The organism is Diaphorobacter oryzae DSM 22780, from assembly GCF_059568935.1.
The window spans coordinates 102,476-124,011 of record NZ_JCANUL010000007.1 but is presented as its reverse complement, the minus strand read 5'-3'; the positions used below and the strand labels follow the sequence as shown (position 1 = coordinate 124,011).

Annotated in this window: 22 protein-coding genes and 1 pseudogene; 12 read left to right on the top strand and 11 right to left on the bottom strand. The window is 64.6% G+C overall.

All coding sequences use genetic code 11. The annotated features are described in order from the left end of the window. The first annotated feature begins 10 nt into the window (after window positions 1–10). From BP68_RS12790 to BP68_RS12760, 7 genes are read left to right on the top strand one after another with little or no spacing between them, the layout of a single operon-like run. Window positions 11–361 carry an EamA family transporter gene (locus tag BP68_RS12790; protein ID WP_496372315.1) on the top strand — a complete coding sequence of 117 codons (351 nt, stop codon included), beginning with the start codon at window positions 11–13 and terminating at the stop codon, window positions 359–361. 17 nt (window positions 362–378) lie between these two features. Then, window positions 379–1,365, top strand: a complete 987-nt coding sequence (locus BP68_RS12785) for a glycosyltransferase family 2 protein (protein ID WP_496372313.1) — start codon at window positions 379–381, stop codon at window positions 1,363–1,365. Between the two features lie 18 nt (window positions 1,366–1,383). Beyond that, window positions 1,384–3,264 carry a beta-galactosidase gene (locus tag BP68_RS12780; RefSeq protein WP_496372311.1) on the top strand — a complete coding sequence of 627 codons (1,881 nt, stop codon included), beginning with the start codon at window positions 1,384–1,386 and terminating at the stop codon, window positions 3,262–3,264. Window positions 3,265–3,299: 35 nt separating this feature from the next. Then, window positions 3,300–4,130, top strand: a complete 831-nt coding sequence (locus tag BP68_RS12775) for an HAD-IIB family hydrolase (protein WP_496372309.1) — start codon at window positions 3,300–3,302, stop codon at window positions 4,128–4,130. After that, complete coding sequence (locus tag BP68_RS12770) at window positions 4,072–5,568, top strand: YfdI family membrane protein (RefSeq protein WP_496372307.1); 1,497 nt, start codon at window positions 4,072–4,074, stop codon at window positions 5,566–5,568. Before BP68_RS12775 ends, BP68_RS12770 begins: the two co-directional genes overlap by 59 nt. Next, complete coding sequence (locus BP68_RS12765) at window positions 5,565–6,548, top strand: glycosyltransferase family 2 protein (RefSeq protein ID WP_496372305.1); 984 nt, start codon at window positions 5,565–5,567, stop codon at window positions 6,546–6,548. The genes BP68_RS12770 and BP68_RS12765 overlap by 4 nt, the downstream gene beginning before the upstream one ends. Then, a complete protein-coding gene (locus tag BP68_RS12760; protein ID WP_496372303.1) occupies window positions 6,545–6,979 on the top strand; it encodes a GtrA family protein in 435 nt (144 codons plus the stop codon). The genes BP68_RS12765 and BP68_RS12760 overlap by 4 nt, the downstream gene beginning before the upstream one ends. Before the next feature lie 25 nt (window positions 6,980–7,004). Here the strand turns inward: BP68_RS12760 and BP68_RS12755 are convergent, their stop codons facing one another. Further along, a complete protein-coding gene (locus BP68_RS12755; protein ID WP_496372301.1) occupies window positions 7,005–7,436 on the bottom strand; it encodes an Lrp/AsnC family transcriptional regulator in 432 nt (143 codons plus the stop codon). A 131-nt stretch (window positions 7,437–7,567) separates the two neighbouring features. On the opposite strand from BP68_RS12755, the gene ocd reads away from it, so the two are divergent. Next, window positions 7,568–8,614 carry an ornithine cyclodeaminase gene (gene ocd, locus BP68_RS12750; RefSeq protein ID WP_496372299.1) on the top strand — a complete coding sequence of 349 codons (1,047 nt, stop codon included), beginning with the start codon at window positions 7,568–7,570 and terminating at the stop codon, window positions 8,612–8,614. Between the two features lie 128 nt (window positions 8,615–8,742). On the opposite strand, the gene BP68_RS12745 is transcribed toward ocd, so the two are convergent. The 6 genes and pseudogenes from BP68_RS12745 to BP68_RS12720 form a co-directional block, all read right to left on the bottom strand. Beyond that, entirely contained in the window at window positions 8,743–9,480 is a 738-nt protein-coding gene (locus BP68_RS12745; protein ID WP_496372297.1) for an amino acid ABC transporter ATP-binding protein, read from the bottom strand. A gap of 25 nt (window positions 9,481–9,505) precedes the next feature. Then, entirely contained in the window at window positions 9,506–10,177 is a 672-nt protein-coding gene (locus BP68_RS12740; protein ID WP_496372295.1) for an amino acid ABC transporter permease, read from the bottom strand. 1 nt (window position 10,178) lies between these two features. Then, window positions 10,179–10,931: an amino acid ABC transporter permease gene (locus BP68_RS12735; RefSeq protein ID WP_496372293.1), complete on the bottom strand. Its 753-nt coding sequence runs from the start codon at window positions 10,929–10,931 to the stop codon at window positions 10,179–10,181. 120 nt (window positions 10,932–11,051) lie between these two features. Beyond that, complete coding sequence (locus BP68_RS12730) at window positions 11,052–11,951, bottom strand: transporter substrate-binding domain-containing protein (RefSeq protein WP_496372291.1); 900 nt, start codon at window positions 11,949–11,951, stop codon at window positions 11,052–11,054. Window positions 11,952–12,087: 136 nt separating this feature from the next. Further along, a pseudogene (locus BP68_RS12725) lies at window positions 12,088–12,965 on the bottom strand (amino acid ABC transporter substrate-binding protein). Between the two features lie 226 nt (window positions 12,966–13,191). After that, entirely contained in the window at window positions 13,192–14,130 is a 939-nt protein-coding gene (locus tag BP68_RS12720) for a LysR substrate-binding domain-containing protein (protein WP_496372289.1), read from the bottom strand. 205 nt (window positions 14,131–14,335) lie between these two features. Between BP68_RS12720 and BP68_RS12715 the strand changes: the two genes are divergently transcribed. Genes BP68_RS12715 through BP68_RS12705 form a run of 3 tightly spaced genes read left to right on the top strand, consistent with a single transcriptional unit; the run spans window position 14,336 to window position 17,271 of the window. Continuing rightward, on the top strand, window positions 14,336–14,920 hold the full coding sequence (locus BP68_RS12715; protein WP_496372287.1) for a TRAP transporter small permease: 585 nt from the start codon (window positions 14,336–14,338) through the stop codon (window positions 14,918–14,920). Then, a complete protein-coding gene (locus tag BP68_RS12710; protein WP_496372285.1) occupies window positions 14,917–16,215 on the top strand; it encodes a TRAP transporter large permease in 1,299 nt (432 codons plus the stop codon). Before BP68_RS12715 ends, BP68_RS12710 begins: the two co-directional genes overlap by 4 nt. A gap of 24 nt (window positions 16,216–16,239) precedes the next feature. Next, entirely contained in the window at window positions 16,240–17,271 is a 1,032-nt protein-coding gene (locus tag BP68_RS12705; RefSeq protein ID WP_496372283.1) for a DctP family TRAP transporter solute-binding subunit, read from the top strand. A gap of 80 nt (window positions 17,272–17,351) precedes the next feature. Here the strand turns inward: BP68_RS12705 and BP68_RS12700 are convergent, their stop codons facing one another. Further along, window positions 17,352–17,681 carry a nucleotide pyrophosphohydrolase gene (locus BP68_RS12700; protein WP_496372445.1) on the bottom strand — a complete coding sequence of 110 codons (330 nt, stop codon included), beginning with the start codon at window positions 17,679–17,681 and terminating at the stop codon, window positions 17,352–17,354. A 54-nt stretch (window positions 17,682–17,735) separates the two neighbouring features. Next, the gene (locus BP68_RS12695; RefSeq protein WP_496372281.1) at window positions 17,736–19,556 is read right to left on the bottom strand and encodes an ABCB family ABC transporter ATP-binding protein/permease; all 1,821 of its coding nucleotides are present in this window, start codon (window positions 19,554–19,556) and stop codon (window positions 17,736–17,738) included. A gap of 168 nt (window positions 19,557–19,724) precedes the next feature. On the opposite strand from BP68_RS12695, the gene BP68_RS12690 reads away from it, so the two are divergent. Then, the gene (locus tag BP68_RS12690) at window positions 19,725–20,168 is read left to right on the top strand and encodes an acyl-CoA thioesterase (protein ID WP_496372279.1); all 444 of its coding nucleotides are present in this window, start codon (window positions 19,725–19,727) and stop codon (window positions 20,166–20,168) included. Window positions 20,169–20,257: 89 nt separating this feature from the next. On the opposite strand, the gene BP68_RS12685 is transcribed toward BP68_RS12690, so the two are convergent. Together BP68_RS12685 and BP68_RS12680 are read right to left on the bottom strand one after the other, a co-directional pair. After that, on the bottom strand, window positions 20,258–20,806 hold the full coding sequence (locus BP68_RS12685; protein WP_496372277.1) for a bactofilin family protein: 549 nt from the start codon (window positions 20,804–20,806) through the stop codon (window positions 20,258–20,260). A gap of 188 nt (window positions 20,807–20,994) precedes the next feature. Then, window positions 20,995–21,477, bottom strand: coding sequence for a thioesterase family protein (locus BP68_RS12680; protein ID WP_496372275.1), 483 nt, complete (start codon window positions 21,475–21,477; stop codon window positions 20,995–20,997). Window positions 21,478–21,536 lie beyond the last annotated feature (59 nt).

Genomic DNA, 21,536 nt, shown 5'->3' with positions numbered 1-21,536 from the left:
AAAGCAGATCATGTCCCCATTGCTCACCATTTCCACGATTGCCTGTGTGTTAGGAATTTCGATCGGGCAGATGCTTTTTAAAAAGGCTGCACAATCCATCACTGAAGCCGCCAACTGGCATCACTGGGTTTTCAACGGATGGCTGCTTGCAGCCTTGGTTCTGTATGGCATCACTACCTTGGCATGGATCTGGGTATTGCGCCACGCGCCGTTGCACCTCGCCTACCCCTTTATGGGTCTGGCTTTCCTGATCGTTCCTTGCCTTGGCTGGCTATTCCTGGGCGAGCCCATCCGCCCCTCCACTCTGGTGGGAGGTGCACTAATTCTCGCCGGCATAGCCATAGCTGCCCGCGCCTCCTGACCTTTCCATCTGACCGCATGAAGATCGCCGTTGCCATCCCCTGCTACAAGGTCGCACAGCATGTGCTGGACGTGATCAATGCCATTGGCCCGGAAGTGCAGACGATTTATGCCGTTGATGACGCCTGCCCCGATGGCAGTGGCCGTTTTATCGAGCAGCACAACCGTGACCCTCGTGTGCGCGTGCTCTATAACCCCGAGAACCGGGGCGTCGGTGGAGCAGTCATCACAGCCTACAAGGCCGCCTTGGCCGACGGCATGGACATCGTTGTCAAAATCGATGGCGACGGACAGATGGATCCGTCATTGCTCCCCGTCTTCGTACGCCCACTTCTGAGCGGCCAAGCCGACTACACCAAGGGCAACCGTTTCTTCCGCCCCGAATCGGTGCAAGGCATGCCACCGGTGCGGCTGTTCGGCAATGCCGTGCTGTCGTTTCTCACCAAGATCAGCTGCGGCTACTGGAACGTGATGGATCCAACCAATGGCTACACGGCCGTACGCACCTGTGTCTTGGCAGAGCTGCCACTCGACAAGTTGGATCAACGTTACTTCTTCGAGACGGACATGCTATTTCGACTGAACACGGTGCGTGCCGTGGTCAGGGACATTCCTATGGACTCCGTCTACGCCGACGAGGAGTCGAATCTCAAAGTCGGCCGCGTGCTACCTGAGTTTCTGCACAAGCACCTGTCACGGCTATGGCGACGCTATGTATACAGTTATCTGGTACGGGACTTCAATATTGGTACGTTGTACAGCCTCAGCGGCGTGATGTTGGTGTTCATGGGCAGTGTCTTCGGCGCATGGCACTGGGTCACTGGCACGTATAGCAGCCACCCTGCAACAAGCGGCACTGTGATGCTTGCGGCCCTGCCCGTGCTCATTGGCATTCAGTGCTTGATCGCCTTCCTGCACTATGACGTGAGCAACCTGCCCACCGAGCCGCTGAGCCTCTCGCTTGAGCAGCCTACCGGCTGCACCGACGCGCCCAATGGTCAGTGACCCACCTGCGCACTGTCCATGCCATTGCAGCATTCCGCCCATTTCTCAGCCCACTTCATGACTGCTCCTTTGATCCGCACCGCTGCTCTGCTGAGCCTCTCGCTAGTTGCCTCTCTTGGCCAAGCACAACCAGCCGAACAGAAACAGCGCCCCCCGATGGTCCTGGCACCCACCATAGAAGGCATGTTCCTATGCGACGAGGCCGTCGCCGACGCCAAAGTAGCGGGGATTGATGCAGCACATGCCTATTGCCGTGCACGCAAGCTGGACGGTTCGACAGCCATTACTCGCCTGTTGAATACCCTGGAACCAGGCGGCCCCAAGGGTTCCGTCCAGATCGGCTACACAGCCACGCTGCAATTGCTGGGGCTATACAAGCAAACGCCCAAGGGCTGGGTCATTGACCCCGAGCAAGTAGATGCATTCCTGCGCGTCATTGGCCAAGTGGATCGCCCTGTGGTGCTCTATTTCTCCGCGGACCACTTTGATTCCGTGGGCCCCCTGACCGAAGAGCTGCGCAAGGACCCGCGCAACCTCATGCAACTGCGCGACGGCAAGCCGTTGGAACTGGGGTACTTCGGATACCGAATCATCCCTTACACCCTGTCGGCCGACCTCTCCATTCCCGTCAACCGCTATCGTTTCGAGGCGCTTGACTATGTGGCCAAACGCATCAAGGCCTTGCCGCAGAAGGTACAACGCCGCATCGTGGCCTACACACTGGCGGGAGAGTTGCACCACATGTTCCCCGACTTCGAGAATGGTATGGGGGCATACCAAGACATCCAGGTCACGGACTACAGCCCCGGCTCGATAGCGGGCTTTCGCCAGTGGCTGAAGAACAAGTACCAGACGGTTGAACAATTCAATACTCGCCATGGCTTTGCCTATGCGTCGTTCGATGCGGTTCCCGCGCCGTCACGCAACATCCGCAAGGACAAGCTCACCTCCTTTGGCGAGCACTACGATGCCTTTGCCGATGGCACGTTGCCGATTGGCGGCTGGCTATGGGATCCAAACAAAGCCATTGACAAGCTCGATCTGTATGTGGACGGTCGGCTTATCGGCCCCATTCCACGCGGTCTGAATCGTCTGGATGTGTACCGTGCAGAGGCCTCCATCACGACCCCAAACACCGGCTTCCGGTATGACCTGGATTTCAGCAGCTTGCCCCCGGGTCGCCATCTCGCACAGGTAATCGCCGAATCGCGTGGCACGCGCCACAAGTTGGCCGAGGTCGAGTTTGTTGTGGTCCCCCGCGACCAGGGACGCGTGAGCGCCTCCAAGCCCCCCATGCTGCCCGCACTCAAGGACGCCAAGAATCTTCCCGGCGTACGCTCTTGGCTCGATCTGCCGCGTTCTCTGCAGGACGTGTACTACAACCCGCTGGCTCGTGACTGGAATCTGTACCGGGAATCGCAGGTCCATGGACTCCTACAAGCCTTTCATGCCCGCGCACTCAAGGCTGGCCTGCCAGGGGACAAGCTCTTCTCTCACCAGATCATTCCCGACGTCAATGCGTCATGGAACCCGCAGCTCTTCGCCGCCGGCCAGACCCTGGATGGCAGTGTTCCCTGGAAACATGGACTGAACATGTATGGCGGCGCGACCGACAGCGCGTGGCTGCGCAGCTTCATGGCCCAGCGCAAGATCAGCGACTATGGCGTGCCTGAATTCAACCCCCAGCAATGGAAGCGCGACGGTGCCCACCTTGCAGCACTGCAGTCGCACTACGAAGCAGGAGCGCGCTTCATCAGCCCCTACTACTTCTCCGTCATCCCCGACAAGTTCAAGGGCGGCGGCGAACATGGCGTAAACCGCATGGAACTCGGCCCGAACAACACCAAGGATGGCTCCGACAAGTTCTATCGCGCCATCATCGAATTCGCCAAACGCTAGGGCACATACGCCTTAGCGACGTTTTCCTCGTTCCCATGCAACCCATTGCCCTCTGGCCACTACAGGCACGCGCAGGTATCTCCGGCGTGTTCACCGATATTGATGACACGCTGACCACCGACGGCGCCATTACCCCCGACGCGCTGCAGGCACTCACCGACCTCAAGGCGGCAGGCCTGCATGTGGTACCCATCACCGGCCGCCCCGTGGGCTGGAGCGAACCCTTTGCCGCCACTTGGCCAGTGGACAGCATCGTCGCTGAAAACGGCGCGGTGGCGCTGCTGCGCGCGGCACAGGCTTCAGAAGAAAAAGGCCTACAGACCTTATCTCACAAGCGTCAACAGCTATCAAAAATATATCAACAGAATACCGCCACGCGCACCAGCAACTACACCCGCATGCAGCAGGTACTGGCCGAAATCGAGGCGCAAGTCACCGGAGCTCACCGCGCCACCGACTCCGCGGGGCGCGAGACGGACATCGCCATTGACCACAGCGAATTCACCCATCTGCCGCAGGCGGCCATAGACCAGGCCATGGCCCTCATGCGCGCAGCGGGCATGAATGCCACAGTGAGCAGCATCCACATCAACGGCTGGTTCGGTGAACACAACAAGCTGGAAGGCGCACGCTGGATCGTGCGCGAACTCTTTGACCGAAACCTAGACACGGAGATCGACCGCTGGGTCTACATTGGTGACTCAACGAACGACCAACTCATGTTCGAGCATTTTCCGCATAGCGTCGGTGTGGCCAATATCGCGCGCTTCGTTCCCCAACTCCAGCACCTGCCCCGCTATGTGACCCATGGCGAGCGCGGTGCAGGCTTTGCCGAACTGGCGGCTACGCTCCTGGCGGCCCGCTGACAAAGGCCTCCATTTCAAGATGGCCAAGGCCCCCTCTCCAGCGCACACGATCGCCGCCCCCACGCTCTACCGCTGGTGGGCAATTGCGCTGGGCCTGGTTCTCATCGTGCTATCCGAGCGCATCGCCTTCAACGACAGCGGCGACTTCATTCGCAGCGTGTATTTCATGCTCGCCGGCCCTGCGGAAAGTACGGGACGTCTATGGACATTCCTACCCGGCAGATTCTTGCGCTTCGATCATTTTGATGCGGGCAGCCTGGTGTTCGCAGCCTTTGGCTATCTCCAAAAATGGACAAGCGCCGTCTATTTCGACCTGCGCTGGCAGTCCATCGGCGCCAAGCTGTTGCTGCTGTGGCTCGTGCACCTCATCACCTTGCGCATCGTCGTGATTCGGCATATGGCTCAACTTGGCCGCGTGCTGGTATTCACGGCACTGTGCTTGGTTTTTTTCCAGGCCCACCACATCGGCATATTCAAGAGCTTCTATGCCGAATATGTGACGTTCTTCGGCTGTCTGTTGACCGTCCTGGGGCTTCTTTCCCCAGCGGGGCGCCCCGCCACGGTGTACATCATTGGCGGAGCATTGGTGCTGGGACTGTCCAAGGTTCAGTACTTTTACGCTCCAGCACTGCTGCTGTTATGCCTGGGATGGCATTGGCTGCGCGCTGGGACCTGGCGGGAACACGCATCCACGGCCACAGGGCTGCTGTGCGTTCAGCTCCTGTGCCTGCTGCCGCTGCAACACAACCCCTATCAGCAGCTGAACTATCACCAGTCGCTGTATTTCGGCTCCTACATGGTCCTCACGCCACAAGAGCGACAAGACCTGGGCCTGACTCCGCGGCAGCAAGCCTGCGTCGGCCTGGATAGCTGGGGACATCGTGCCGCCGGCCCTGGAGGAAGCCTGCCGCAACACGAAGGTGGCAGTTGCTATGGGGAGCAGCAGCTCACCCTTCGTGATGTACTGCAGCCCCATATGGAGCACCCCACGCTGCTGTGGCGCCTGGCACACTACGCGTTGCCGGAGCACTTCACTGCGCAGTACTTTCATGTGTACCGCTCGCTACCCTACATTGTTCCCGCGGACCGCCGCTCATTTGGCGGAGCAAGCGGCCTCGTCAGGCTGACGCAGTGGCGCGATGCCACCGTCACACGCATTTGGCCGGTCATCGTCGCCATGGGCCTTCTGGCGGGCCTGGCGGGTCTTCGCGCACAGATCAACGTAGGGGTCGCCAATCTCTTCCTGGCTGCATTCATCCTCAGCCAGATCGCAGTCAGCCTACTGGGCGAGGGCATCCGGGACCTGAGCAAGCATCTCTGGGGCGCCCAGTTGGCCCTGGACATACTTCTTTGCACACTGCTGCTTCAGGCATGGCTGTTTTGGCACAAGCGCACGGACCCACGAAGCAAGAGTTCATCTGAACGCATTACCCCATGAAAAAGCTCGTTTCCATTGTTGTTCCGGCCTACAACGAAGAAATGGTGCTGCCCCTGTTCCATGCACGCATCGCACAGGTGCTGACCACGTTGGATCAGTATGACTGGGAGATCGTCTTCGTCAACGACGGTAGCAAGGATGCCACCCAAGCCATCATGGAGCGCCTGCACGCTAGTGACCCGCGCATCACCTGCGTGAATCTGTCACGCAATTTCGGCAAGGAAATCGCGATGACCGCAGGACTGGAGCATGCACTCGGCGATGCGGTCATCGTCATCGACGCCGACCTGCAAGATCCGCCCGAGTTGATGGTCCAGTTTCTCGAGGCATGGGAAGCAGGCTTCGATATCGCATACGCCCGCCGCACACACCGCGATGGTGAAACCTGGCTGAAAAAAGCCACAGCCGCCAGGTTCTACCGCGTCATGGGCAAGATGTCCCACGTGCACATCCCAGCAGATACGGGTGACTACCGGCTCATGAGCCGACGCACGGTGGACGCGCTGCTGCAGCTGCGCGAGCAGCACCGCTTCATGAAGGGCTTGTTTGCATGGGTCGGTTTTCCGTCGAAGGCCATCGACTACCGGCGCGATCCGCGCGCCGCCGGCGCCACCAAGTTCAATTACTGGAAGCTCTGGAACTTCGCTCTTGAGGGCATCACCTCTTTCACCATCCTGCCCCTCAAGGTCGCCTCCTATCTGGGCGTTCTTATTTCGCTGTTCGCCTTCCTTGCCGGCGCATGGATCACACTCAAGACGCTGCTATGGGGTGATGCCGTGGCAGGCTATCCCACCCTCATCGTCACCATCCTGTTCTTGGGAGGCTTGCAGCTGCTGTTCATCGGCATTCTGGGCGAGTACCTTGGCCGTATCTACAACGAAACCAAGGGACGCCCGCTGTACTTCGTGCAACAGTACGCCCCGGCGCGTGCCCTCGCCGCGCGCGGGCTCCCGGCGGCCCTCCCCCAAAAAGCACGATGAGCACCTTGCCACAGTTTCTGCGCTTCGCCGCAGCCGGCACGGTAGGCTTTGTCGTGGACGCTGGCGTGCTCTACCTGACCGCCGGCGTGCTGGGCTGGTATGGCGCTCGCGTGTTGTCCTTTCTCGCTGCTGTGACCACCACATGGTGGCTGAACCGCAGCATCACCTTCCGTGCCGAGACGAGCCACCAGCCCACACAGCCATCCGGCATGGCCATGGAGTACTTGCGCTACCTGTGCTCAATGAGCGGTGGCGCAGCATTGAACTACCTGCTGTACGCAGCGACGGTGCACTGGACCCAACACCCCTGGAGCCCTTTGCTAGGCGTTGCACTCGGGTCGATAGGGGGCATGTTTGCCAACTACGCCGCGGCACGCCACTTGGTTTTCCGCAGGCGCACCACGGGCCCACAGCACCCGCCAGGAACATAAGAGCCCCCTTTCCCGGGGCCCGCCGCTACACCTTGTAGGTGGACAGCAGAATGCTGGTCTCCGTATTGGCGATGCCCGGCGTGAGGCGAATGCGGGCCAGCGCCTGGTCGAAGGCCTCAAGGCTCTCGGCGCGCAGTTCGGCCACGATGTCCCAGCGGCCGTTGGTGCTGTGCAGCGCCCCCACCACGGGCTCGCCACGCAGCGCGCGGATCACCTCGGGCGCGGCGTTGCCCTCCACGGCGATGCCCATCCAGGCGCGAATGCGGTGCGGCTCCGAATCGGGCCGCAGGCGCACGGTGTAGCCGACGATCACGCCCGTCTCCTCCAGCTTGCGCAGGCGGTTTTGCACGGTGCCGCGCGCCACGCGCAGCCGGGCCGCCAGCGTGGCCACGGGCGTGCGCGCGTCGGCGCGCAGCAGGGCGATGATTTCGCGGTCGATGTCATCCATGCTACTCATAGTGCCAGTCATTGTGGGCAATACGCCAGTTTGTGCCACTTTTTGAGCAGTTTGGCGGCTGGTGCCTGGCAGGGACTCTGCCCACAATGGAATGCAAGCCCCCGCCTTGCCCCCACCGGAGCCTTGCCGCCATGACCCGCCTCATCGACCTTCCCACCCTGGCAGCGCTGGTGCAGGACATCGGCCCCGCGCGCTTCATGAGCGAACTGGCCGCCGAGATCCGCGCCGACTTTCTGCGCTGGCCCGCATTCGACAAATCGGCGCGCACGGCCAGCCACAGTCCGCGCGGCGTGATTGAACTCATGCCCGTGGCCGACGATGCGCTCTACAGTTTCAAGTACGTCAACGGCCACCCCGGCAATCCGGCCAGCGGCCTGCCCACGGTGATGGCCTTCGGCGTGCTGGCCGAGGTGCGCACGGGCTATCCGCTGCTGCTGTCCGAACTCACGCTGACCACCGCGCTGCGCACGGCCGCCACATCGGCGCTGGCGGCGCAGGTGCTGGCCCAGCCGGGCAGCCGCAGCATGGCGCTGATCGGCAACGGGGCGCAGGCCGAGTTCCAGGCCCTGGCCTTCCATGCGCTGCTGGGAGTCCAGGAACTGCGCGTCTTCGATACCGACCCGGCCGCCACCACCAAGCTACAGCGCAATCTGGCGCACACGGCGGGGCTCACGGTGGTGCGCGCCGCCTCGACGGCCGATGCCGTGCGCGGTGCCGACATCGTGACCACGGTGACGGCCGACAAGAGCCGCGCCACCATCCTCGCACCGGCGATGGTGGAGCCCGGCATGCACCTGAACGCCGTGGGCGGGGACTGCCCCGGCAAGACCGAGCTGCACCCCGACGTGCTGCGCCGCGCGCGCATCGTCGTCGAATACGAGCCGCAAAGCCGCATGGAAGGCGAGATCCAGCAGTTGCCCCCCGACCACCCGGTGACCGAGCTGTGGCGGGTGCTCGGCGGCCAGGCACCGGGGCGGCAAACCGCGGACCAGGTCACCGTGTTCGATTCCGTGGGCTTTGCGCTGGAAGACTATTCAGCCCTGCGCTACGTCCACCGGCTGGCCCAGGCACGGGTGCTTGGGGAAGAGGTGGAGCTGGTACCCACGGACGGCGATCCCAAGGACCTGTTCGGCCGCACGCGCGGCAATGCATGCAGCCGGCTGCGCCGGATTGCCTGAGGCCGCAGCAGCACAAATTCAAGCCAAAACAGCCTCTAGCGCTCACCCACAAAGCGCTAACAGCTATCAAAATGGAAGCAAAAAGGCGCCCATAGGCGCCTTTTCTTCATCCTGAACGCGCAGGCCGCTCAGTGCTGCAGGATCTTGTTGAGGAAGTCCTTGGTGCGCGGCTGGCGCGCTTCGGGGTTGCCGAAGAATTCCTCCTTGGAGCAGTCCTCGAGGATCTTGCCGCCCACGTCCATGAAGATCACGCGGTTGCTGACCTTTCTGGCGAAGCCCATCTCGTGCGTCACGCACATCATGGTCATGCCTTCGTGGGCCAGGCCCACCATCACGTCCAGCACCTCGCCGACCATCTCGGGGTCGAGCGCCGAGGTGGGTTCGTCGAACAGCATGACGATGGGGTCCATCGACAGCGCGCGCGCGATGGCCACACGCTGCTGCTGGCCGCCTGACAGCTGGCCCGGGAACTTGTCCTTGTGCGCCGTCAGGCCCACGCGCTCCAGCATCTTCAGGCCGCGCTTCTTGGCGTCGTCCGCGCTGCGGCCCAGTACCTTGATCTGGGCGATGGTCAGGTTCTCGGTCACCGACAGGTGCGGAAACAGCTCGAAGTGCTGGAACACCATGCCCACGCGGCTGCGCAGCTTGGGCAGGTCGGTCTTGGGGTCGTGCACGGCCACACCGTCGACGAAGATCTCGCCCTTCTGGAAGGGCTCGAGTGCGTTGATGGTCTTGATCAGCGTGGACTTGCCCGAGCCCGAGGGGCCGCAGACCACGACCACTTCACCCTTTTGAATGTTCGTGGAGCAGTCCGTGAGCACCTGGAAGCTGCCGTACCACTTGGAAACGTTCTTGAGTTCAATCATTGCAATTCCTTGTGCCAGCGCTTGTTCAGCGAATGATGGCGATCTTCTTGTGCAGGCGCTTGACCAGCCAGGACAGCGCATAGCAGATGGCGAAATAGACCACCGCCGCGGCCAGGTAGGCCTCGATGGGGCGGCCGTAGTTCTTGCCGGCGATCTCGAAGCCCTTGAGCATGTCGTAGGCGCCGATGGCGTACACCAGCGAGGTGTCCTGGAACAGGATGATGGTCTGCGTGAGCAGCACCGGCAGCATGTTGCGGAACGCCTGGGGCAGCACCACCAGCCGCATGTTCTGGCCATAGGTCATGCCCAGCGCCTGGCCGGCGAAGACCTGGCCACGCGGGATGGACTGGATGCCGGCGCGCATGATCTCGCTGAAGTACGCAGCCTCGAACGCGATGAAGGTGATGATGGCCGACACCTCCGCGCCGATCGGGCGGCCGATGAACATGGGCACCAGCAGGAAGAACCACAGGATCACCATGACCAGCGGAATCGAGCGCATGCCGTTCACGTAGATGGTGGCGGGCACGTCCAGCCATTTCTTGCCCGACAGGCGCATCAGCGCCAGCACCGTACCCAGCAAGATGCCGCCCGCCGTGGCGATCACCGTGAGGATGAGGCTGAAGTACAGCCCCTTGAGCACGAAGTTGCTGAACAGCTCCCACGTGAAGAAGGACCAATCGATATTCAGGTTCATGTCAGTGCCCTCCCCCGCCCGCGGCAATCATGCCCGGCACACGCGAGCGCTTCTCGATGAAGGCCATGATGCGGTTGATGGCGAAGGCCGAGACCACGTAGAGCGCGGTGACGGCCAGGTACACCTCGACGCCGCGCGAGGTCTCCTCCTGCGCCTGCATCGCGAACATGGTCAGTTCGGCCACCGACACCGCGAAGGCCACGGACGAGTTCTTGAACACGTTCATGGTTTCACTGGTGAGCGGCGGAATGATGATGCGAAACGCCATGGGCAGCAGCACGTAGCGGTAGTACTGGAACGTGGTGAAGCCCAGCGCCATGCCCGCGTAGCGCTGGCCGCGCGGCAGCGCCTGGATGCCCGAGCGCACCTGCTCGGCGATACGCGCCGAGGTGAAGAACCCCAGGGCGAAGACCACCAGCACGAAACCCGGCAGCGACTTCATGGCCGGGAAGATGGCGGGCACCACGTGGTACCACATGAAGATGTGCACCAGCAGCGGGATATTGCGAAACAGCTCGACCCAGGCATTGCCCAGGCGCACGATCCACGGCCTGTCGGGCAGGGTGCGCAAGGTGCCGATCAAGGCGCCGACCACCAGCGCGACGGCCAGCGACAGCAAGGAAACGGACACCGTCCAGCCCCAGGCCGACAGCATCCAATCGAGGTAGGTGATGTCGCCGCCTTTACCAAAACAGCTTTGCCCGACCTCTTGGGTAATGGTGTCCTGGCAGAACACCTGCCAATCCCAATTCATAGGAGCACCCCTTCAGTTCATCAATCCAGGCTACCGCGGTGGTTTCGCATTTTCCCGCAGCAACAACAAAAAACGCCCCTTCCGGCCATACGGCTGAAGGGGCGGCGCATCGGATGCGGCTTACTTGACTTCGTACGCCTCCATGGGCTTGTCGTTGGGGTTGGCCCATGCTTCCTTGGTGGCTTCGGACAGCGGCAGGCCGATCTTCACGTTGGCCGGCGGGATGGGCTGCATGAACCACTTGTCGTACAGCTTCGCCAGCGAGCCATCGGCGATCTGGCGCTTGATGGAGTCGTCCACGGCCTTCTTGAAGGCCGGGTCGTCCTTGCGCAGCATGCAGGCAATGGGCTCCACGCTCAGCACTTCGCCAACGATCTTGAAGTCGGCGGGGGTCTTGGACTTGGAGATGTTGGCGGCCAGGATGGAGCCGTCCATGATGAAGGCGTCGGCACGGCCGGTTTCCAGCATCAGGAAGCTGTCGGCGTGGTCCTTGCCCATGACTTCCTTGAACGTCAGGCCGTCGGCGCGCTTGTTCTTGCGCAGCGTCTGCACCGAGGTGGTGCCCGTGGTCGTGACGATGGTCTTGCCGTTCAGGTCCTTGATGCCGGTGATGCCCGACTTGGCATTCACGGCAATGCGCACTTCTTCCACATAGGTGGTCACGGCGAAGGCCACGTCCTTCTGGCGCGCGGTGTTGTTCGTGGTCGAGCCGCACTCGATGTCCACCGTGCCGTTTTGCATCAGCGGAATGCGGTTCTGCGAAGTGATGGGCTGGTACTTGACCTCCATCTTGGCCAGGCCCAGCTGCTTCTGGATATCGCCCAGGATGCGCTCACCCATTTCGGTATGGAAGCCGACGTACTTGCCGTTGCCCAGCGTATAGCCCAGGCCCGAGGACTCGCGCACGCCCAGCGTGACGGCGCCCGACGACTTGATCTTGGCCAGCGTATCGTTGGCCTGTGCCAAGGCGCTACCTGCGGCCAGGACGGTAATGGCGGCGGCCAGCAAATGCTTCTTCATGTGACATCTCCTTATGGGTGAAGCGAAAAGCGAAGTGTATTGAATCGAAACCGACACCAGGTACTGCAGGTGGCTCCCTCTGCACAGCCCCTCTCCCGGATCCCGATGCAGGCCCGTATTGTGCGTGCTTCAGCGGTCAGAAGGGGACTTTATCGGTAGGGTATTTCCAGAAGTCCCGCAGCAGATAGCTCACCGGCAGGTTCAGTGCGCGGCGGGTGGGCGGGATCGGGCGCATGAACCACTTGTCGTAGATCGCATAGATCTCCTGGCTCACGATCAGGCGCCGCATTTCCTCATCGACCAGGCTCTTGAACTCGGGGTCGTCCAGCGGCAGCATGATGGCCAACGGCTCCGTGGTCACGAAGCGGCCTACCACCTTCAGCGCCTGGGGATCGGGCCGGTTCGCGGCCAGACCGTACAGCAGCACGTCATCCATCACGAACGCCTCGGCCTGCCCCTTTTCCACCATGACCACCGCGGCCTCGTGGTCCGGCGCCTCCAGCATCTGGATGCGCATGAGCCGCTCGCGGTTGGCCCGCTCCGCGGCCTTGAGCGGCGTCGTGCCTTGGTGGACACCAGCTTCTTGCCCTCCAGGTCCTCCAAGCGGCTGACCGTGCTGGCCGCGGGCACCAGCAGGCGGGCCCCCGTGATGAAATGCGGAATGGTGAAGGCCACGTCCTTGCGGCGCTCGGCATTGTTGGTCGTGGAGCCGCACTCCATGTCGGCCTTGCCCGTCTTCACCATTTCGATGCGGTTGGCGGGCGTGACCTGCAGCAGCTGCACCGGCATGTCCTTCATGCCCGTCTTCTTGCGCACCACTTCGGCGATGCGCAGGCACAGGTCAAGGGCATAGCCCACGGGCTTGCCGTTGTCCACATACGAGAACGGCACCGACGATTCCCGGTGCGCGATCACCAGGGCGCCGCCGCCGCGCACACGCTCCAGCACGCCCGCCTGCGCGGCCACGGCGCAGCACAGGGCCGAGACGGCGCCCAGCGCCCTCATCCGATGCATGAATTCCATCCAGAGCCTCCTGTTGCATGCACAAACGAAGCAATCTCTGCGCCAGGCCATGCACATGGCCGCCCGCGAGTGCACTCATCGCAACCCGCTCGCCGCCATTCACATCTGGTTGCAGACGCCCTACTGTCGCACCGGCGCTCAATCCAGCGTCAACGGCGTGGTTTTGCGGGCATGCCGCGCCTGCGCCGCTGCTGGCGGCCCGGGAGGGACGATCCGTTCAGATCGGCTTTTGCCCGCTTTGGGCCTGCAGGTAGGTCCACAGCGACTGCGCGAGGCTCTTGGCCGGCTCCTTGCGCGACGGCTTCTCGCGGTAGGCCCGCACCTCCATCACCATCTGCAGATCCACCACACCGGGCAGCACCGCGCTCACCAGCTTGCGCGCGCGCAGCTCCTTCTTCACCGCGCTGTGCGGCAGGAAGGCCACGCCATGCCCTTCCAGCGCCATGGCCTTCAGGCCCTCGGCCATGTCGGTCTCGTACACCCGTTCCAGGTGGATGGCCGTGCCGGCCTGCTTGAGGATCAACTCCGTCACCCGCCCCAGATAGGCCCCCGGGGCATAGCCCAGGTAGGGCAGCGGCTCGCCCGCGCGCCCCGGCAGGCAAAACAGCGGCTGGCCATCCGGGCCCGCCTTGGAATAGGGCGCCAGCACCTCCTGGCCCAGCGTCACCATCTCGTAGCGGTCCGGGTCGAGCTGGAACGGCTGCGAGGGATGGTGGTAGGCGATGAGCAGGTCGCACCCGCCTTCCACCAGGCGCATCACGGCGTCATGCACGTTAAGCGCGATCAGCCGGCTCTTGAGCGGCCCAAAGTCCTCGCGCAGCCCCGACACCCAGGCGGGAAAGAAGGTGAAGGCCAGCGTGTGCGGCACGGCGAACTCGATCATGTCGGTGCCAGCGCTGGTGTGCGCACGCAGCATGGCGCGCGTGTTCTGCAGCGCCTGCAGCACTTCCAGTGCCTGGTCGTAGAGCGTGTTGCCCGCCGCCGTGAGCCGCGTGGGGTAGGAACTGCGGTCCACGAGATCCGTGCCCGCCCATGCCTCCAGCGCCTGGATGCGGCGCGAGAAGGCCGGTTGCGTCACATGCCGCAACTGGGCCGAACGGCTGAAGCTGCGCGTTTCTGCCAGGCTGACGAAGTCTTCAAGCCATTTGGTTTCCATGCCGCGCATTATCGTGCGGCGCGTCCGCGGGCAATGCCGGCGCCGCCGCCCCCGGGAACACCCTGCGCCGGGTGCTGCAGAGTTTGATAGCACAATAAGGCCTTCCGCGCCCACAGCGCTCCCCCATCGTCCAGGCCCCCGGTGCACAACACTGGCCGGCAGAGTGACCCGTCTTCCATGTTTGACTCATCCGTTCTCTGCCCCCATGTCCTCCCCACCCACACCCGGACCGACCGACGGCACCGGACCGGCTGGCGCGCCCGTCTCTAGCGACGACGCCCCTCGCTCCCTGCGCATCGAGGACTGGCTCACCGTCATCGTCATGGCGGCGCTGGCATTGATCACGTTCGCCAACGTGATCGTGCGCTACTTCACCAGTTCCTCGTTCGCCTGGACCGAGGAAATCTCCATCTTCCTGATGATCGTGCTGGCCCTGGTGGCCGGCTCCGCCGCCGTGGCGCGCGACCGCCACATCCGCATCGAATTCTTCTGCGAAAGCGGCTCGGCCGCCCGCCGCCGGCGGCTGGCGCAGCTCGGCGCGCTGATGGTGGCCCTGTTGTTCGCCGTGATCGCCGTGCTCAGCGTGCGCGTGGTCTGGGACGACTACCGCTTCGAGGAAACCTCGCCCGGCATCGGCGTGCCACAGTGGTGGTACTCGGTCTGGCTGCCCGTCCTCTCGCTGCTGATCACCTGGCGCGCCATCGGCCTGTTCATCCGCCGCTCGCGCCAGCCTGACGTGGAATACCTCGGCGACGATGCGGACGATGCCGCGGGGGAGCGCCAGCCATGATCGCCACCCTGCTCTTCGTCGCCTTCCTGGTGCTGATGTTCGTGGGCGTGCCCATCGGCGCGGCCCTGGGCCTGGCCGGCGCGGCCGCCATCGCGCTGGCCAATGCCGAAACGCAGTGGTTCGGCCTGCTGGCCGTGCCGCAGAACTTCTACGCCGGCCTGGGCAAGTACCCGCTGCTGGCCATACCGATGTTCGTGCTGGTCGGCTCGATCTTCGACCGCTCGGGCGTGGCGTTGCGCCTCGTCAACTTCGCCGTCTCCATCGTTGGGCGCGGGCCCGGCATGCTGCCGCTGGTGGCGATTGCCGTGGCCATGTTCCTGGGCGGCATCTCGGGCTCGGGCCCGGCCAACGCGGCCGCCGTGGGCGGCGTGATGATCGCCGCCATGAGCCGCGCGGGCTACCCCGGCAGCTTCTCGGCCAGCGTGGTGGGCGCGGCGGCGGCCACCGACATCCTGATCCCGCCCTCGGTGGCCTTCATCATCTACTCGGTGCTGGTGCCCGGCGCCTCGGTGCCGGCGCTGTTCGCGGCCGGCATGGTGCCCGGCGTGCTGGCCGGCATCGCCCTGATCGTGCCCGCCGTGTGGATGGCGCGCCGCCACAAGATGGGCGCGCTCGAGGCCGACATGCCGCGCCCGCCGTTCTGGCGCAGCCTGCGCGAGGCCTCGTGGGGCCTGGCGGCGCCGGTGCTGATCCTGGGCGGCATGCGCGCGGGCTGGTTCACGCCCACCGAGGCCGCCGTGGTGGCCGTGTTCTACGGCCTGTTCGTGGGCATGGTGATCCACCGCACGATCAAGGTCCGCGACCTGTTCACCATCCTGCGCGAGGCGGGCGAGCTGTCGGCCGTGATCCTCATCGTGGTCTCGCTCGCGGGCATCTTCGCGTTCTCGCTGTCCACGCTGGGCGTGATCGACCCGGTGGCGAAGGCCATCGTCAACTCGGGTCTGGGCGAGTACGGCGTGCTGGCGCTGCTCATCTTGCTGCTCATCACCGTGGGCATGTTCCTCGACGGCATCTCCATCTTCCTGATCTTCGTGCCGCTCTTGCTGCCCATCATGCAGCACTACCACTGGGACCCGGTGTGGTTCGGCGTGATCCTCACGCTCAAGGTGGCCCTGGGCCAGTTCACGCCGCCGCTGGCCGTGAACCTGATGGTGTCGTGCCGCATCGCCGGCGTGCGCATGGAGTCCACCGTGCGCTGGGTCGGCCCCATGCTGCTGGCCATGTTCCTGGTGATGGTGATCGTGATCGCCTTCCCGCAACTCGCCCTGTGGCTGCCCGCCCGGCTGGGCTATTGATTTCTTTCCAAGGAGACCTTTCCCATGAAACTGCGTACCTTCCTCGCCTCCGCCGTGGCCGCCGCCGCCGCCGTGGCCTTCAGCACGCCCGCGCTGGCACAGAACTACAAGAGCGAGTACCGCATGTCGCTGGTGCTCGGCACGGCCTTCCCCTGGGGCAAGGGCGGCGAGCTGTGGGCCAACAAGGTGCGCGAGCGCACCAACGGCCGCATCAACATCAAGCTCTACCCCGGCGTGTCGCTGATCCAGGGCGACCAGACGCGCGAGTTCTCCGCGCTGCGCCAGGGCGTGATCGACATGGCCGTGGGCTCCACCATCAACTGGTCGCCCCAGGTGAAGGCGCTGAACCTGTTCTCGCTGCCCTTCCTGTTCCCCGACTACGCGGCCGTGGACGCCGTGACCCAAGGGGAAGTCGGCCAGCAGATCTTCAAGACGCTGGACAAGGCCGGCGTGGTGCCCCTGGCCTGGGGCGAGAACGGTTACCGCGAGATCAGCAACTCCAAGCACGCCATCAAGAGCCCCGCCGACCTGAAGGGCATGAAGATCCGCGTGGTGGGCTCGCCGCTGTTCCTCGACACCTTCACCGCCCTGGGCGCCAACCCCACGCAGATGAGCTGGGCCGACGCCCAGCCCGCCATGGCCAGCGGCGCCGTGGACGGCCAGGAGAACCCCGTGTCGGTCTACATGGCCGCCAAGCTGCACACCGTGGCGCAAAAGCACGTCACCATGTGGGGCTACATGAACGACCCGCTGATCTTCGTGGTGAACAAGGACGTGTGGAACAGCTGGACGCCGGCCGACCGCGAGATCGTCAAGCAGGCCGCCATCGACGCGGGCAAGGAAGAGATCGCCATCGCGCGCAAGGGCATGGTCGAAGAAGGCAAGCCGCTGCTCAAGGACATCGCCGCCAACGGCGTGACGGTGACCCAGCTGAGCCCCGCCGAGCGCGAGGCCTTCGTGAAGGCCACGCGCCCCGTGTTCGACAAGTGGAAGGGCCAGATCGGCGCCGACCTGGTGAGCGCGGCCGAGAAGGCCATCGCGGCGCGCAAGCAGTAAGCCCCCGCGGCGCCCGGCCCGCGGGCGCTATCTCCAACAGAGCGGCCGGCGCCCTTCCCAGGGGCGTCGGCCGCTTTGCTTCATTCGCCCCCGGCCCGGGGCGCCGGGTGCTTGACGGCGTTCTTGGCCAGCTTGCGCCGCACGGCCGCCTCCAGGTCCACGCCCGTGTGGTCGGCCAGCTGCAGCAGGTACAGCAGCACGTCGGCCATCTCGTCGCCCGCGCGCTCATGCGCCTCGGGGGCCTGAGTGAAGCTGCGCGACTGCTCCGGCGTGAGCCACTGGAACAGCTCCTGCAGCTCGGCGGCCTCCACCATCAGCGCCATGGCCAGGTTCTTGGGCGTGTGGAACGGCTGCCAATCGCGCGCGGCGGCGAAGGCACGCAGCTCACGCTGCAGGGCGGCGACATCCATGCTCACGGGTCGATACTCCTATTTTTATAGCTTATTGCGCTTGATACACGGGCGCTACATGCCATTTTGACCATCACTTTGCTGCAAGGCCCACATGCGCGCATAGCGCCCGCCCTGGGCCAGCAGCCGGGCATGCGTGCCGCGCTCGATGATGCGGCCGGCCTCCATGACCAGGATCTCGTACGCGTCGACCACGGTGGACAGGCGGTGCGCAATCACCAGCGCCGTCTTGTTCTGCGCGGCGCTGTGCAGCTCGGCCTGGATGGCGCGCTCGTTCGCCGAGTCCAGCGCGCTGGTGGCCTCGTCGAAGATCAGGACGGGCGGATTCTTGAGCAGCGTGCGCGCAATCGCCACGCGCTGCTTCTCGCCGCCCGAGAGCTTGAGCCCGCGCTCGCCCACCATGGTGTCGTAGCCCTTGGGCGTGGCGGCGATGAAATCGTGGATATGGGCGGCGCGCGCCGCGGCCTCGACCTGCGCGCGCCCCGCGCCGGGGCGGCCATAGGCGATGTTGTATTCCACCGTGTCGTTGAACAGCACCGTGTCCTGCGGCACGATGCCGATGGCCTGCCGCACGCTGGACTGCGTGACGCCGCGGATGTCCTGGTCCCCGATGGTGATGCGCCCGCCCTGCACGTCATAGAAGCGAAACAGCAGCCGCGCCAGCGTGCTCTTGCCCGAGCCCGAGGGGCCGACCACGGCCACCGTCTTGCCCGCCGGAATCTCGAAGCTCACGCCATGCAGGATGGGCCGCGCGGGCTCGTAGGCAAAGCGCACCTCCTCGAAGCGCACGGCGGGCTGCGCGGGCAGCGCCAGCGGCTGCGCGCCGGGCGCGTCGGCCACCTCGCGCTCGCGGTCCATGAGGGTGAACATGCGGTCCAGGTCGGTGAGGCTCTGCTTGATCTCGCGGTAGATCACGCCCAGGAAGTTCAGCGGAATGTAGAGCTGGATCATGAAGGCGTTGACCATGACCAGGTCGCCCAGCGTCATGCGCCCCTCGACCACGCCCTGCGTGGCGCGCCACAGCATCACCACCAGGGCCGTGGCGATGATGAGCTGCTGCCCCGTGTTGAGCAGCGACAGCGTGCTCTGGCTCTTGAGCCGCGCGCGGCGCAGCCGCTCCAGGCTCTCGTCGTAGCGGCGCGCCTCGAAGGCCTCGTTGTTGAAGTACTTGACGGTCTCGTAGTTGAGCAGCGAGTCGATGGCCTTGGTGTGCGCGGCCGAGTCGAACTCGTTGGCCTGGCGCCGGTATTGGGTGCGCCATTCGGTCACCGTGACGGTGAAGACGATGTAGATGGCCAGCGCCGCCAGCGTGATGCCGGCGAACCAGATGTCGAACTTCACGGCCAGGATGCCGAGCACCAGCGCCACCTCGATCAGCGTGGGCAGGATGCTGTAGAGCGAGTACGAGATCAGCGACTCGATGCCGCGCACACCGCGCTCGATGTCGCGCGTCATGCCGCCCGTCTGGCGCTCCAGGTGGAAGCGCAGCGACAGCGCGTGCAGATGCTCGAAGGTGGACAGCGCGATGGAGCGCGCCGCGCCCTGCGTGGCCTTGGCGAACACCAGCTCGCGCAGCTCGGTGAACAGCGACGTGGACAGCCGCAGGCCGCCATAGGCCAGCAGCAGCCCCACGGGCACCACCAGGATGGCGGCGGGGTCGCCCGGCTTGAGCGACAGGGAATCGACCAGGTCCTTGAGCAGCACCGGCACGCCCACGTTGGCCACTTTGGCGCCGACCATGAAGGCCAGCGCGGCCAGCACGCGCCACTTGTACTGCCACAGATAGGGCAGCAGGCGGCGCAGCGCCACCCAGTCGGAGCCGCGGGGGGACAGGTCGGAAGGCAAGGGAGCGGTGTGGGAGCCGGCGCGGCGCATGGGCGTGAAGGGAGCGTAGAGGGGGCGTGAAGGTTCGCGCCGATTGTGCCGCGCCCAGCGCGCCGCCGCAGGAGGCGGCAAAACCATGGCGCCCACGGGCCCGCCGGTCTGGCCCGACAATGCAGGGCCCGCGCCGCACCCGCCGGCGCCCCCCAACCCTCCATCACCATGACCGATTCCACCGCCCTCACCCAACTGCCCACCGACAAGGAACTGGTGCTCAAGGTCATCCCCATGCCCGCCGACACCAACAGCAACGGCGACATCTTCGGCGGCTGGGTCATGGCGCAGGTGGACCTGGCCGGCTCCGTGCTGCCCGCGCGCTACATCCAGGGCCGCATGGCCACGGTGGCCGTGAACGAGTTCATCTTCAAGCAGCCGGTGCGCGTGGGCGACCTGCTGTCGTTCTTTGCCGAGGTCACGCGCATCGGCAACACCTCCATGACCGTGCAGGTGGAGGTCTATGCCGAGCGCATCCGCACGCAGGGCCGCTACGTGAAGGTGACCGAGGCGCGCCTGACCTATGTGGCCATCGACGCCTCGGGCCGCCCGCGCCCCATTCCCAAGCAGGCGGACGCCACGGACGGCACGGCCGCCAGCGCGGCCGACTGAGCACAAAAAAACCGGGAGCGCCTGACGGCCTCCCGGTGCTGTGCGGTGGACGCGGGAATGCCCGCCCCCGCCCGCGTGGGCTGCCGCCCTCAGGCCGCAGCGAGTGCCGGCGATGGCGCCGCCGTCTGCGCCTGCGCGGCCTGCGCGCGCGCGCCGCTCACGCCGACCACGATCTCGCCAGAAATCTGGCCGCCCTCCTCGATCACCACCTTGCCGTAGCGGATCTTGCCGCTGACCTTGCCGGTGCTGAAGATCACCAGCTTCTGGCGCACGGTGAGCGTGCCGTCGAACTCGCCGCGGATCTCGGCGATGTCGATCTCCGCGGAGCCGTGGAAGGCGCCCTGCTCGGAAATCTGGATCACGCGCGAGTCCATGGTGGCCTCCACGGTGCCCTCGACGACCAGGGTGTCGCAGTCCGTGATCTCCACGCCCTTGAGCTTGATGTTGGGACCCACGGTGAGCTTGCTGCCGCCTTCGGCGGTGCTGGTGCTGGAGGTGCTGGTGGAAGCAGGCTTGTTCACGGCGGCGGTACTGTTGACCATGCCGGCGGCAGCGCTGCCACCCAGCACGGAAGAAGGTTGACGGGGCTGGAACGCATCGGGTTCGCGTTTGCCAAAGAAGGGGTTCTGCACGGCCATCGGATCGGATCTCCTAGAAAAGACCCGCCGATGCTAGAAGTGGCAGCGCGGCAAAACCGCCCGTGTTACGCAAGAACGGTAACCAAACCGCTCTATCGTTGCATGCGCTTGCAGGGCTTTCAGCATCACACAGCATGTGGCAGCCGCATGACGCGGACGGCCCCGCCCGGCCCGCTGCGCAGCAGCCGCTACGAGACGATGTAGGCCGCCGCGCCGGTCGACAGCAGCTCGCCCTGCGGCCCCAGGAATTCCATGCGCGTGGTGGCCACGCGCGAGCCCAGGCGCAACACCTCGGCGCGCAGCTCGAAATGGCTGCCGATGCCGGGGCGCAGGTAGTCGACGCGCAGGTCGATCGTGCCCAGCCTGGAGAAGCGGTGCAGGCGCTCCATCGGCGCCTCGTCCATGTGCTTGGCGCCGATGGCGGCCATCACGGCCAGGCCGGCCATGGCGTCCAGCCCCGCGCTGATCACGCCGCCATGCAGGCGGTTGTAGGCGAAGTGGCCCACCAGCTCGGGCCGCATGTCGATGCGCCCCGCCACATGCGCGGGCTCCAGCCGCGTGATCTTGAGCCCCAGCAGATGGTTGAAGGGAATGCGTTCCTCGAAGATCTGCTGCAGGCCGGCGATGAATTCGGGTTCGAAGGCCAAGGGTGGCGTAGTGGATGGGCTCATGACAGATGTAACGCTACATTATTAGGAGCAACTTGCGCTTGATGGGCGGGCGCCAGAGG